Origin of the sequence: Streptomyces cyaneofuscatus, assembly GCF_042718795.1 — a bacterium.
In the GTDB taxonomy this organism is placed as follows: domain Bacteria; phylum Actinomycetota; class Actinomycetes; order Streptomycetales; family Streptomycetaceae; genus Streptomyces; species Streptomyces cyaneofuscatus_A.
Genome location: NZ_JBHXOX010000019.1, coordinates 15,868 through 29,016 on the forward strand (window position 1 = coordinate 15,868; position 13,149 = coordinate 29,016).

Annotated in this window: 13 protein-coding genes and 1 pseudogene; 10 read left to right on the plus strand and 4 right to left on the minus strand. The window is 72.1% G+C overall.

Going from position 1 to position 13,149, the window contains the following annotated elements:
- Positions 1 to 113 precede the first annotated feature (113 nt).
- Entirely contained in the window at positions 114 to 608 is a 495-nt protein-coding gene (locus ACFWRT_RS22055; RefSeq protein WP_380949301.1) for a GNAT family N-acetyltransferase, read from the plus strand.
- Positions 609 to 618: 10 nt separating this feature from the next.
- Here ACFWRT_RS22055 and ACFWRT_RS22060 read toward each other — a convergent pair whose 3' ends face one another.
- The gene (locus ACFWRT_RS22060; RefSeq protein WP_380949302.1) at positions 619 to 999 is read right to left on the minus strand and encodes a VOC family protein; all 381 of its coding nucleotides are present in this window, start codon (positions 997 to 999) and stop codon (positions 619 to 621) included.
- Positions 1,000 to 1,223: 224 nt separating this feature from the next.
- Here ACFWRT_RS22060 and ACFWRT_RS22065 point away from each other — a divergent pair, with 224 nt between their 5' ends.
- Positions 1,224 to 1,757 (plus strand): DUF6328 family protein, encoded by a 534-nt coding sequence (locus ACFWRT_RS22065; protein WP_380949303.1) that lies wholly within the window; start codon positions 1,224 to 1,226, stop codon positions 1,755 to 1,757.
- A 5-nt stretch (positions 1,758 to 1,762) separates the two neighbouring features.
- Here the strand turns inward: ACFWRT_RS22065 and ACFWRT_RS22070 are convergent, their stop codons facing one another.
- The 3 genes from ACFWRT_RS22070 to ACFWRT_RS22080 form a co-directional block, all read right to left on the minus strand.
- Complete coding sequence (locus ACFWRT_RS22070) at positions 1,763 to 2,587, minus strand: VOC family protein (RefSeq protein ID WP_380949304.1); 825 nt, start codon at positions 2,585 to 2,587, stop codon at positions 1,763 to 1,765.
- A gap of 100 nt (positions 2,588 to 2,687) precedes the next feature.
- Positions 2,688 to 3,602 carry a cation diffusion facilitator family transporter gene (locus ACFWRT_RS22075; protein WP_380949305.1) on the minus strand — a complete coding sequence of 305 codons (915 nt, stop codon included), beginning with the start codon at positions 3,600 to 3,602 and terminating at the stop codon, positions 2,688 to 2,690.
- Between the two features lie 54 nt (positions 3,603 to 3,656).
- Entirely contained in the window at positions 3,657 to 4,013 is a 357-nt protein-coding gene (locus ACFWRT_RS22080; RefSeq protein WP_380949306.1) for a DUF6479 family protein, read from the minus strand.
- Between the two features lie 166 nt (positions 4,014 to 4,179).
- Here ACFWRT_RS22080 and ACFWRT_RS22085 point away from each other — a divergent pair.
- The 8 genes and pseudogenes from ACFWRT_RS22085 to ACFWRT_RS22120 form a co-directional block, all read left to right on the plus strand.
- A pseudogene (locus ACFWRT_RS22085) lies at positions 4,180 to 4,287 on the plus strand (LLM class F420-dependent oxidoreductase); the annotation flags it as partial.
- An 85-nt stretch (positions 4,288 to 4,372) separates the two neighbouring features.
- Positions 4,373 to 4,768, plus strand: coding sequence for a hypothetical protein (locus ACFWRT_RS22090; RefSeq protein ID WP_380949307.1), 396 nt, complete (start codon positions 4,373 to 4,375; stop codon positions 4,766 to 4,768).
- Between the two features lie 48 nt (positions 4,769 to 4,816).
- Entirely contained in the window at positions 4,817 to 5,380 is a 564-nt protein-coding gene (locus ACFWRT_RS22095; protein WP_380949308.1) for a (2Fe-2S)-binding protein, read from the plus strand.
- A complete protein-coding gene (locus ACFWRT_RS22100) occupies positions 5,377 to 6,387 on the plus strand; it encodes an FAD binding domain-containing protein (RefSeq protein ID WP_380949309.1) in 1,011 nt (336 codons plus the stop codon). Before ACFWRT_RS22095 ends, ACFWRT_RS22100 begins: the two co-directional genes overlap by 4 nt.
- 27 nt (positions 6,388 to 6,414) lie before the next feature.
- Positions 6,415 to 8,511 (plus strand): xanthine dehydrogenase family protein molybdopterin-binding subunit, encoded by a 2,097-nt coding sequence (locus ACFWRT_RS22105; protein ID WP_380949310.1) that lies wholly within the window; start codon positions 6,415 to 6,417, stop codon positions 8,509 to 8,511.
- 171 nt (positions 8,512 to 8,682) lie between these two features.
- Positions 8,683 to 9,141, plus strand: coding sequence for an ATP-binding protein (locus ACFWRT_RS22110; protein ID WP_380949311.1), 459 nt, complete (start codon positions 8,683 to 8,685; stop codon positions 9,139 to 9,141).
- Positions 9,142 to 9,298: 157 nt separating this feature from the next.
- Entirely contained in the window at positions 9,299 to 10,711 is a 1,413-nt protein-coding gene (locus ACFWRT_RS22115; protein ID WP_380949312.1) for an NADP-dependent succinic semialdehyde dehydrogenase, read from the plus strand.
- Between the two features lie 46 nt (positions 10,712 to 10,757).
- A complete protein-coding gene (locus tag ACFWRT_RS22120; RefSeq protein ID WP_380949313.1) occupies positions 10,758 to 13,136 on the plus strand; it encodes a phosphoketolase family protein in 2,379 nt (792 codons plus the stop codon).
- Positions 13,137 to 13,149: the final 13 nt, after the last annotated feature.

Sequence of the window (13,149 nt, forward strand, 5' to 3'; positions counted from 1 at the left end):
AACGACCACCGGGCGACGTGCTGACCGTGTACCCCCGAACAGCCGTTCATGCGGGCAAGCCCCGCCGGATTGCGGCGGATCGTCGAGGAGCAGACATACGTAATACTCGACGCATGAGATCAGGCGTTACGCACCCCGGGCGCGGCCCGCACCGCCCGGACCCCGTGATCCGCCGGGCCACCGCGCGTGACGCTCGTCGGCTCACCCGGCTGGTCCGGACGTCACGCGCCTACGAGGGCCCGTACGCCCCGATGGTCGCCGGATACCGCGTGGGCCCGGACTACATCGAGGCGCACCGGGTCTTCGTCGCCGCCGACCGTGCCGACGACCGGGTCCTCGGCTTCTACGCGCTGCTCCTCCAGCCGCCCGAGCTCGACCTGATGTTCGTCGCCGACGAGGCGCAGGGGCTCGGCATCGGGCGGCTGCTCATCGGCCATCTGCGGGAGGAGGCACGGCGGGCGGGCCTGACCGGTGTACGGATCGTGGCGCACCCGCCCGCCGAGGGTTTCTACCGTGGTGTGGGCGCCGAACCCGCCGGCACCGTCCGGGCGAATCCGCCCGCGGTGATGTGGGACCGCCCCGAACTCCTGCTCCCCGTGGGGGGCTGAAGGCCCGGGCTCAGCCTCCGTAGGGGCGGGTGATGATCTCCATGCCGTGACCGCTCGGATCGGGGAAGTAGACACCCCGGCCGCCGTCGTTGTGGTTGATCTGGCCCGGGAGCTTCTGATGCGGATCGGCGTAGTACGCGATCCCCAGCTCCTGGATCTTGTCGAACGCCGCGTCGAACTCCGCCTCCGAGATGAGGAAGGCGTAGTGCTGCGGGGTGATGGACGCTTCCGGGATCGTCGCGAAATCCAGGGTGACGCCGTTCGCGAGGACGACGGGGATGAACGGGCCCCATTCCTCTCCGACTTCCAGACCCAGCAGATCCGCCAGGAACGCGGCGGACTCGCGGTTGTCGCGGGAATGAATGATGGTGTGGTTCAACTCGACCGACACAGTGGAATGCCTCCAACGGGCATCTCACGGGCTACCTCCACGCCTCACCCGGACGGTGACCGACGCGCGATGCCGTGAGCGTGATCCTAGACGAACGGTGGGTGGCGGTCGAGTGGATTGTGGGCGGCGATCTCGGTGGATTGGTTCTGTGCGACCGGGGCATCTGTAGTCCCGGATCGAACGGGTGTATCAGCGCCCGGTCATGTCGAACAGAGGGGGTCCCCGTGTCGGAGGCCATTGGCAGAGGCCGCGAGGAGACCGAGGACGAGAGGGCGGACCGGCAGTGGTCCGAACTGCTCCAGGAACTGCGCGTCGCCCAGACCGGGGTGCAGATCCTCTTCGGTTTCCTCCTCGCCGTGGTGTTCCAGCCGAGGTTCGGCGACCTCTCGGAGCTGGACCGCGACATCTACGTCGTCACGGTGGTCCTCGGCTCGGCCACCGTCGCCGCGCTCATCGGCCCTGTCACCTACCACCGGCTGCTCACCGGCCGCCGGATGAAGCCGGAGACGGTCATCTGGGCCTCGCGCATGACCGTGCTCGGACTGGTGCTGCTCTTCCTCACCATGTGCTCGACCCTGCTGCTGATCATGCGGGTCGCCCTCCACAACACGTTCGCGCTCTGGCTGGTCGGCGGGATAGCGCTGTGGTTCCTCGCCTGCTGGTTCATCTTCCCGCTCTGGGCGCTGGCCCGCGGCCGCTCCGGGGTGCGCGAGGACGACCCGTTGACCAAGGGCTCGTCCGCCCCCAAGCAGGACTGAGCGCTTCAGCTCTCCGGGCCCACCGGGCCGCGCCGGTCGGTGACCGTGAACAGCGCGCCGTCAGGGTCCCGCAGGGTGGCCTCCCTGCCGCCGAGGACGGACCGCTCCTCGACCAGGGAGCCGCCCTGCCGTTCGGCCGCCGCGACCGTCACGGGGACGTCGTCCACCGGGAACTGCACCTGCCAGTGCGGGCGCACCACCGGATCGACGGCGGCCTCCACCGCTCCGGAGCTGATCCGGGCCAGCGGCCGCCCCTCGCACCGCACGATGACCTCGTCACCCTCGTACGCGACGTCGCAACAGCCGGGACGTCCGCTCGCCCAGTCGAGTACCTCGCCGTAGAAGATCGCGGCGTCGAAGGCGTTGCGGGTCCGCAGCCGCAGCCAGGCGTGCGCGTGGCCGTCGGGGGCCGGCGGGGAGGCGGAGGGCTCGATGCGCTCCCAGAGGCCGAACGCGGCACCGTCCCGGTCCGAGGCCAGGACACCGCGCCCCTTGCCGAGCGTCAGCGGCCCCACCGCCACCGTGCCGCTGCGCTCCCGGACCCGGGCGGCGGCCACGTCCGCGTCGGCCACCGAGAAGTACGGCGTCCACGCGACCGCGACCTGGTACGCGGTCGACACGGCGAAGATGCCCGCCACCGGGATGTCGCCGCGCCGGGCGACCGAGAACTCCGCGCCGAGGTGTCCCGGGCGGAACGACCAGCCCAGCACCTCGGTGTAGAACCGCTGGGCGGACTGAAGGTCCCGCGTCATCAGGGTGACCCAGCACGGCGCCGCGGGGCCCGTCAGGGGCGCTGCCGAGGGGGCCGTACGGGGATCGCTTCCGGTCATGGTCCACTGCCTTCTCACGGGTGTGCGGCGCGGGGGCGGCCGCTTGCGGTCCAGCACCCACCCTCGGACGGCCCGTGCGGCGGCGCAACGCGGGCCGCGCTCAGAGGCCCGTGCGCGGCGGGGCGTTCGTGATGTCCAGGAAGACCTGGTCGGCCTGCGGCCACCGCTCGCCCATCGCCTGCCGGATACGCATCGAGACCTCCTCCACCTGCTCGCTGTCGATGCCGGGGGCCAGGTCGATGCGGGCCGCCACCAGGACGGAGTGCATGCCCAGGCGCATGGTGAGAAGTTCGGCGACGTTGTCGATCTCGTTCTGGCGCATCAGGAAGCCCACGAGTTCGCGTTGCAGCTCCGGATCGACGGACTCACCGATCAACTGGTCCCGGGCGTTCCGGCCGAGCCGGAAGGCGACGTAGACGAGGAGCAGCCCGATGCCCAGGGAGGCCGCCGCCTCCCAGACCACGCTTCCGGTGGCCAGGTGCAGGGACATACCGGCGATGGCCAGGCTGACGCCGAGCACCGCCGTGCTGTCCTCCGCGATGACCGTCCGCAGCGCCGGATCGATGGCGGCGCCCTTCTTGCCGCGCGCCTGGTGCAGGGCGCGGGTCAGGGAGGTGCTCTCGGCGATGAAGGCGACGCCGAGCACGATGAGCCCGGCGGTGTAGCCGGTGGGGGATTCGTCGTCGTCGCGCCGCAGTGCGTGGAGCCCCTGGTAGAACGAGAAACAGCCGCCCATCACGAAGATGCCGACCGCCGCGATGAGCGCCCAGAAGTAGCGTTCCTTGCCGTAGCCGAACGGGTGATGGGCGTCGGCGGGGCGGCGGCTGCGCCGGAGGGCGGCGAGCAGGAAGATCTCGTTGAGGCTGTCGGCGACCGAGTGGGCCGCCTCGGACAGCAGCGCGGGCGAGCCCGAGATGAGCCCGCCCGCGGTCTTGGCTGCCGCGATCACCAGGTTGGCCGCGAGCGCGACCAGAACGGTGAGGCGGGTCTGTCGGTCGGCGGCCGACCGGCTCATCACTACCTCCGGTGACGAGGGGGCCGGCGGATCCGTCCCCCGTGGGGGAACGGATCAGCTCCGCGGAGGATCCGTATCGGTGCGCGGATCGTCCTGGTGGGGAGGGAGCGGCGCGTTGCCGTGGTCGTCGAGCTGGTGCGGGGTGAGGGCGCTGCCGTCGTCGGGGAAGCGGTCGGATGCGTGCGGGTCGTGCGCGTCGATGTGCGTGCGCCCCTCCGGCTTCACGGGCTGTTCGTGGGGGAGCGGCGGCGGCAGCTCGGTGTCCTTCTTCCGCTTGCCGAGCAGGAAACCGCCGATCAGCAGACCCACCACGGCGAGCGCGGCGATGGGGAAGAGGACGGCCGCCAGCGCGCCCGTCCCGTCGGCGAGTGGGGCGGCCAGTGCCTGCGAGGCTCCGTTCGATACGTCCATGGTTGCCGCATACCCCGGGGGAAGGCTGTCAGTCGGCCAGTCACATCAATTCATGTTTTATGAGTATGCCACGGGAAAAACGTTTCGTATGGTGCGAATCGGCTGTACGACGGTGACCGAACAGGCCGGACCCCGAGAGCTGGTAGGGGATGTGGCGGCCGCGGAGAGCGCGGGATTCACCGAGATCGCACTGGTCCAGGTGGGCGGGGAACACCAGCAGTCCTTCATCTCGTGGGCGGAGAAGTCCCTCCTGCCCGCTCTGCGCGAGCTGTAGCCCTCTTCGGCTCTCCCGTGTCGCCGTCGGCCCGGTGCGGGGTGAGCCTGGACACGAAGGCCGGCACCCCATGGAAGGAACCTTCGTGAACAGCACCCCCGAACGAAGCGGCGACGCAGCCACGGCCGGCCACGGTGAGGAGGTGCTGGTGTCGCTGAGCCGGTGCGACCTCGCGGACGCGCGGAGCGTGTTCGGCGTGCTCGGCAGCGCCTTCGACTCCGACCGGGACGCGGGCGACGAACCCGAGGCGACGACCGGACCCCGCCCGACCGTCTGGGTCACCACCGTCGACGTGTCCGAGCCGAAGGCCGCCGCCGAACCCGTGACGCTGACCGCCCCCGTCACCGTGGACGCCCAGGGCGGCTACTGGGCCGTCGACCGGCTGAGGGAGCACCTCACCGGCGCGTTCGCGGTACGCGTCGTCGGTACGGCGGCGGGGGACCAGGAGCAGGAGGTACGGCTGCGCCTGGAGAACCGCTGACGCGCCCCCGTCGCCCCGACAGCAGCCCGAAGTGAAAGGTGTTCGCGCATGGATTCCCTCGCCCTGGAGACGGTCACCGCACCGGAACCGGTCACCGTCGAACGGTCCACCGTGACCCTGTACATCAACGGGGAGGAGACCGAGGTGACCCTCGACCACCGCACCACGGTCCTGGACCTTTTGCGGGAGCAGCTCGGCCTGACCGGCGCCAAGAAGGGCTGCGACCACGGCCAGTGCGGAGCCTGCACGGTCCTGGTGGACGGCCGCCGCGCCAACAGCTGCCTGCTGCTCGCCGTCGCCCAGGACGGCTCGGCGATCACCACGGTGGAGGGCCTCGCCGACGGCGACACCCTCCACCCCCTGCAACAGGCGTTCGTCGAGCGCGACGCCCTACAGTGCGGCTACTGCACCCCCGGGCAGATCTGTTCGGCCGTCGGCATGCTCCAGGAGGCCGCCGACGGCCACCCGTCCCACGCCACCCCGCCCGACGCCCTGACCTCGGAAACCGCCCCCCTGGACGCGGACGAGATCCGCGAGCGGATGAGCGGCAACCTGTGCCGGTGCGGGGCCTACCCCCGGATCGTCGAAGCCATCGAGGACGTGACCCCGTGAAACCGTTCGGCTACCAGCGACCCACCACCACCGCCGAGGCCGTACGGCTCTGCGCCGAGGGAGCCGGAGCCCGGTTCCTGGGCGGCGGCACCAACCTCGTCGACCTCATGAAACTCGGCGTCGAGGAACCCGGCCTCCTCATCGACGTCACCAAGCTCCCGCTGGACCGGGTGGCCCCGGCCCCGGACGGCGGCCTGCGCATCGGCGCCACCGTCCGCAACAGCGACCTCGCCGCCCACCCCGACGTACGCCGCGACCACCCGGTGCTCACCCAGGCGCTGCTCGCCGGGGCCTCGGGGCAGCTCCGCAACACCGCCACCACCGGCGGCAACCTCCTCCAGCGCACCCGCTGCACCTACTTCCAGGACGTCTCCAAGCCCTGCAACAAACGGCTCCCCGGCTCCGGCTGCCCCGCCCGCGAAGGCTCCCACCGCGACCTCGCGATCCTCGGGCACTCCACCGAGTGCGTGGCCACCAACCCCTCCGACATGGCCGTGGCCCTCGCCGCGCTCGACGCGAGCGTGGTGCTGCTGGGGCCCGAAGGCGAACGGACCGTCCCCGTCACCGAGTTCCACCGGCTGCCGGGGGAGAACCCCGACCAGGACACCGTGATCAGGCCCGGCGAGCTGATCACCGAGGTGGTGCTCCCGCCGCCCGCCTCCGGCACGGTCTCCCGCTACCGCAAGGCCCGCGACCGTGCCTCGTACGCCTTCGCCCTGGTCTCCGTCGCCGCCACCCTCCAGGTGGCGGGCGGCCGCGTGGAGCGGGCCACGCTCGCGTTCGGCGGTGTCGCCCACCGGCCGTGGCGCGCCCGCCGGGCCGAGGCCGAGCTGCTCGGCGCCCCCGCCACCCCCGCCGCCTTCCAGCACGCCCTGATCGCCGAACTCGCCGAGGCGCGGCCCCTGCGCGACAACGCCTTCAAGGTGGACCTCGTCCGCCGCGTCGCCCAGGACGTCCTCGCCGAACTCAGCGACCCGCACGCCACTGAGGCCGACCCGACCCGCTGACCCCCACCGACCGGAGGCCCCGCCGCCATGTCCCACGCCCCGCAGCTCACCGGTGCGCCCGTCGTCCGCAGGGAGGCCCGGGACAAGGTCACCGGCACCGCCCGGTACGCGGCCGAGCACACCCCGCCCGGCACCCTGTACGCCTGGCCTGTCCCGGCCACCATCGCGGCCGGCCGGGTCACCGCCGTACGGGCGGTCGACGCGCTCGCCGTCCCCGGCGTCCACACCGTCCTCACCCACGACAACGCGCCGTCCCTCGCCGAACCCGAGGACCCGATCCTCGCCGTCCTCCAGAGCGACCGGGTCCCGCACCACGGCTGGCCGATCGCCCTCGTCGTCGCCGACTCCCCGGAGGCGGCCCGGACGGGCGCGGGACGGCTGCTCGTCGAGTACGAGAGCGATGAGCACGACGTGACCCTCACCGAGGACCACCCGGGCCTCTACACACCCGAGCAGGCCAACGGCGGCTTCCCCGCCGTGCGCAGGCGCGGCGACTTCGAGCGGTCCTTCGCCGCCGCCCCCGTCCAGGTCGACGCCACCTACCGCCTCATCTCGCTCCACAACCACCCCATGGAGCCCCACGCCGCCACCGCGTGGTGGGAGGACGGGCACCTGACCGTCCACGACTCCAGCCAGGGCTCGAACGCCGTACGTACGAGCCTCGCCCGGCTCTTCGACCTGGACCCCGTACACATCACCGTCGTCTCCGAGCACGTCGGCGGCGGCTTCGGCTCCAAGGGCACCACCCGCCCCCAGGCGGTCCTGGCCGCCCTCGCCGCCCGGCACACCGGCCACCCGGTCAAGATGGTCTTCCCCCGCGCCCAGCTCGCGGAGGTCGTCGGCCACCGGGCCCCCACCATCCAGCGGGTCCGCCTCGGCGCCGACCTCGACGGCGTCCTCCAGGCCCTCTCCCAGGAGGTCGTCACCCAGACCTCCACCATCAAGGAGTTCGTCGAGCAGGCCGCCGTACCCGCCCGCACGATGTACGGATCGCCGGACAGCACGACCACCCACCAGGTGGCCGCCCTCGACGTCCCCAGCCCCTCCTGGATGCGCGCGCCCGGCGAGGCCTCGGGGATGTACGCACTGGAGTCGGCCATGGACGAACTGGCCTCCGCCCTCGGCATGGACCCGGTCGAACTGCGGCTGCGCAACGACCCGGCCACCGAACCGGACAGCGACCGCCCCTTCAGCAGCCGGGGCCTCGCCGCCTGCCTGCGTGAGGGCGCCCAGCGCTTCGGCTGGGCAGGCCGCGACCCCCGCCCCGCCGCCCGCCAGGAGGGCCGCTGGCTCCTCGGTACGGGCGTGGCCTCGGCGACGTACCCCGTCCTCGTCTCCCGGTCCTCCGCCCGCGCCCACGCGGCCGCCGACGGCACCTTCCGGATCGAGGTCAACGCCACCGACATCGGCACCGGCGCCCGGACCGTCCTCGCCCAGATCGCCGCCGCGGCCCTCGCCACCGACGTGGAGAGCGTCGACGTGCGGATCGGCTCCACCGACCTGCCCACCGCCCCGCTCGCCGGCGGCTCCTCCGGCACCGCCTCCTGGGGCTGGGCCGTGCACAAGGCGGCGACCGCCCTGGCCGGCCACCTCGCCGACCACCGGGGCCCGCTGCCCGCCGAGGGCTTCACCGCCATCGGCGACACCGAGGAGGAGACCGCCGCCGAATCCCCGTACGCGCGGCACGCCTTCGGCGCCCACTTCGCCGAGACGGCCGTCGACTCCGTCACCGGCGAGGTCCGGGTCCGCCGGCTCCTCGGCGTGTACGCCGCCGGGAAGATCCTCAACGCGCGCACCGCACGCTCCCAGTTCACCGGTGGCATGGTCATGGGCATCGGCATGGCACTGACCGAGGGCTCCGCCATCGACCCGGTCTTCGGCGACTTCACGGCCAAGGACCTCGCCGCCTACCACGTGCCCGTCCACGCCGACGCCCTCGGCATCCAGGCGCACTGGATCGACGAGGACGACCGCCACCTCAACCCCATGGGCTCCAAGGGCATCGGCGAGATCGGCATCGTCGGCACCGCCGCCGCCATCGGCAACGCCGTCCGCCATGCCACCGGGGCCCGGATCCGCGAACTGCCGCTCACCCCGGACCGCCTGCTGCCGTACCTGGTCTAGCGGCCGGCCGAACGGCCCTCACCAGGGCCGACAGCTCATCTGTTGCGCGGACGGCACACCCGAGTCACCCTGTTGAGTGACCCAGAAGTGATTGATGCTCACGCTTCGTGTTCGGGGGTCGTTGGTACGACGGGGTGAAGCATGTGGGCCTCGTGGTGAGGAGCCTCGACGATGACCGTTCCACTCGACCGGCACTGTTCGGTCGAACTGCAGGTGTCGGCAGAGCGCGTTTCCCAGGTGCGGCGCATCGTCGCCGCGCACCTTCGTCACTGGAGTCTCGAACTCCAGGTCCGGCCGGTGTGCCGGGCCATGGACGAACTCCTGACCAACGTCCACCGGCATGTCGGCGACGCCAACACCTGCGTCCTCGAACTCCGCTGGACCGGCCGGCACGTCACCGTGTCCGTCGCCGACAACAGTGCCCGGATGCCACGGCTGCTGCCGTCCGGCGGCGGACTGAGCCGGGTGATGGCCCTCAGCGACAGTTGGGGCACCTGCCGGACCACGGACGGCAAAGTGGTCTGGTTCACCCGCTACGCCCAGGCGCCGCAGACCGCGGGACTGCTGCCGCACCCGCCGCTGCCCGGCGGACGCGAGTCGCGCCGAGCCCCGCTCGCGGCATTCGTATAACTCCCCGACAGCTCGCACTCCCCGGCCGACGCGGAACGTGCCCCCCACCCGGCACGCATGATCCGCGTCGGCCGGGTACGTGCGGGGGGAGGGGCCGCGTTGCGCCCGACCACACGGCGCGGCACCGTCGAAGTACCGATGCAAGGAGGCCACTGCCATGCCCATCGCGACGGTCAACCCCGCGAACGGCGAACTGATCAGGTCCTACGACGCGCTGGGCGAGGAGGAGACCGAGCGCAGGATCGCCGCCGCCCACACCACCTTCCAGCAGTACCGCACCACCCCCTTCGACCAGCGCGCCGCCTGGCTGAACCGGGCCGCCGACCTGCTGGACGAGGACCGCGACACCGTCGCCCGCACGATGACCCTCGAAATGGGCAAGCCGGTCACCGCGGCCCGCGCCGAGGCGGCCAAGTGCGCCAAGGCGATGCGCTGGTACGCGGCCAACGCCGAGCGCCTGCTCGCCGACGAGCACCCCGACCCCGATGACGTACAGGATTCCGGTGCCTCGCGCGCCCTGGTCCGCTACCGTCCGCTCGGGGTCGTCCTCGCCGTGATGCCGTGGAACTTCCCGCTCTGGCAGGTCGTGCGCTTCGCCGCCCCCGCGTTGATGGCGGGCAATGTCGGCCTCCTCAAGCACGCGTCGAACGTGCCGCAGACCGCGCTGTACCTGGAGGAACTGTTCCACCGCGCCGGATTCCCGGCCGGCTGCTTCCGTACGCTGCTGATCGGCTCGGGCGCCGTCGACGCCGTCCTGCGCGACCCCCGGGTCGCGGCGGCCACCCTCACCGGCAGCGAACCGGCGGGCCGCGCCGTCGCCTCCACCGCCGGTGACGAGGTCAAGAAGACCGTGCTGGAGCTCGGCGGCAGCGACCCGTACGTCGTGCTGCCCTCGGCCGACGTCGAGAAGGCCGCCGCCACGGCGGTCACGGCGCGCGTCCAGAACAACGGCCAGTCCTGTATCGCGGCCAAGCGGTTCATCGTCCACGCCGAGGTGTACGACACGTTCGCCGAGCACTTCACCGCCGGGATGCGGGCCCTCACCGTCGGCGACCCCCTGGAGGAGACCACGGACGTCGGGCCGCTCTCCAGCGAACAGGGCCGCACCGACCTGGAGGAGCTGGTCGACGACGCCGTGGAGCGTGGCGCGACCGTCCTGTGCGGCGGCGGCCGGCCCGACAAGCTCGGCGGCGGACTGGAGAACGGCTGGTTCTACAGCCCGACCGTGCTCGCCGGGATCACCCCCGCCATGCGCATCCACCGCGAGGAGACCTTCGGCCCCGTCGCCACGCTCTACCGGGTCGCCGACCTCGACGAGGCCGTGCACCTGGCCAACGACACGCCGTTCGGGCTCAGTTCCAACGTGTGGACGCGGGACGCGGGGGAGCAGGAGCGGTGCGCCCGCGACCTGGAGGCGGGCGGGGTCTTCTTCAACGGGATGACCGCCTCGCACCCGGCCCTCCCCTTCGGCGGGATCAAGCGCTCCGGTTACGGGCGCGAACTCGCCGGACACGGCATCCGCGAGTTCTGCAACGCCACCACGCTCTGGTACGGCCCCGAGAAGTCCTGACGCGGCCCCTCCCCTTGCGCCGCCATCCCACGAGGAGACCTGCTCCGTGAGCGACACCCCCACCCCGCCCGCCCTCTCCGACGAGGAACTCGCCGCGCTCGACGCGCACTGGCGCGCCGCCAACTACCTCGCCGTCGGCCAGATCTACCTGATGGCCAACCCCCTCCTCACCCGGCCCCTCACCCCCGAGGACATCAAGCCGCGGCTGCTCGGCCACTGGGGCACCTCACCGGGGCTCAACCTCGTCCACACCCACCTCAACCGGGTCGTCAAGGACCGGTCCCTGGACGCGCTCTGCGTCTGGGGGCCCGGCCACGGCGGCCCGGCCGTCCTCGCCAACGCCTGGCTGGAGGGCAGCTACTCCGAGACCTATCCGGACGTGCCCCGCACCACCGAGGGCATGGGCGCGCTCTTCAAGCAGTTCTCCTTCCCCGGCGGGGTGCCCAGCCATGTCGCGCCGGAGACGCCCGGCTCCATCCACGAGGGCGGCGAACTCGGCTACGCGCTCACCCACGCCTACGGGGCCGCCTTCGACCACCCCGGTCTGCTGGTCACCTGCGTGGTCGGCGACGGTGAGGCGGAGACGGGCCCGCTCGCCACCTCCTGGCACGCGAACAAGTTCCTCGACCCGGTCCACGACGGGGCCGTGCTGCCGGTCCTCCACCTCAACGGCTACAAGATCGCCAACCCGACCGTCCTGGCCCGGCTCCCCGAGGACGAGCTCGACCAGCTCCTGCGCGGCTACGGCCACGACCCGCTCCACGTCACCGGCGACGACCCGGCCACCGTCCACCGGGCGATGGCCGCTGCCATGGACGCCGCCGTCGACCGGATCGCGGCCCTCCAGCGCGCGGCCCGCGAGGACGGAGCCACCGAGCGCCCCCGCTGGCCCATGATCGTGCTGCGTACCCCCAAGGGCTGGACCGGCCCCGAGGAGGTCGACGGGCTGCCCGTCGAGAACACCTGGCGCTCCCACCAGGTCCCCCTCTCCGGCGTCCGCGACAACCCCGAGCATCTGCTGCAACTGGAGGCCTGGCTGCGCTCCTACCGCCCCGAGGAGCTGTTCGACGCCGACGGCCGCCCCACCGAGCAGGTCCTCGCCTGCGTCCCCGAGGGCACGGCGCGGCTCGGCTCGACCCCGTACGCCAACGGCGGTCTGCTCCTGCGCGACCTGCCGGTCCCCGCCCTGGAGGACCACGCCGTACGCGTCGACACACCGGGCTCCGCCTCCCACTCGCCGACCCAGGTGCTCGGCGGATTCCTGGCGGACATCATGGCCGCGACGGCCGAGCGCCGGGACTTCCGGGTGGTCGGCCCCGACGAGACCGCCTCCAACCGGCTCCAGGACCTCTACCGGGCGACCGGCAAGGCCTGGCAGGCGCGGACCCTGCCCACCGACGAACACCTCGCCCGCGACGGCCGGGTCATGGAGGTGCTCTCCGAACACCTCTGCCAGGGCTGGCTGGAGGGGTACCTCCTCACCGGACGGCACGGGCTCTTCTCCAGCTACGAGGCGTTCGCCCACATCGTCGACTCGATGGTCAACCAGCACATCAAGTGGCTGCGCACCTCGCGCCGGCTGCCCTGGCGGCGCCCCATCGCCTCCCTCAACTACCTGCTCACCTCGCACGTCTGGCGCCAGGACCACAACGGCTTCTCGCACCAGGACCCCGGGTTCGTCGACCACATCCTGAACAAAAGCCCCGAGGTCGTCCGCGTCTATCTGCCGCCGGACGCCAACACCCTGCTCTCCGTGGCCGACCACGCGCTCCGCAGCCGGGACTACGTCAACGTCATCGTGGCGGGCAAGCAGCCGACCTTCGACTGGCTCACGATGGAGGAGGCCCGTGCTCACTGCGCCCGGGGGGCCGGGGCGTGGGAGTGGGCCGGGACCGAGGACGGCAGCCGCGAGCCGGACGTGGTGCTCGGCTGCGCCGGGGACGTCCCCACCCAGGAGGTGCTGGCCGCCGCCGACCTGCTCCGCCGCCATCTGCCGGAGCTGGCCGTGCGGGTGGTCAACGTGGTCGACATCGCCCGTATGCAGCCGCACGAGGAGCATCCGCACGGGATGACGGACGCCGAGTACGACGCCCTGTTCACCCGCGACAAGCCGGTGATCTTCGCGTACCACGGTTATCCGTGGCTGATCCACCGGCTCGCCTACCGCCGGACCGGTCACGCCAACCTGCATGTGCGCGGCTACAAGGAGGAGGGCACCACGACCACGCCCTTCGACATGGTGGTCCGCAACGACCTGGACCGCTACCGGCTGGTCATGGACGTCATCGACCGGGTGCCGGGGCTCGGTGTCCGCGCGGTCGCCGTACGCCAGGCGATGGCCGATGTCCGCACCCGCCACCACGCCTGGATCCGCGAGCACGGTGTCGACCTGCCCGAGGTGGAGGAGTGGAGCTGGAGCGGCTGAGGTACTTCGGGCG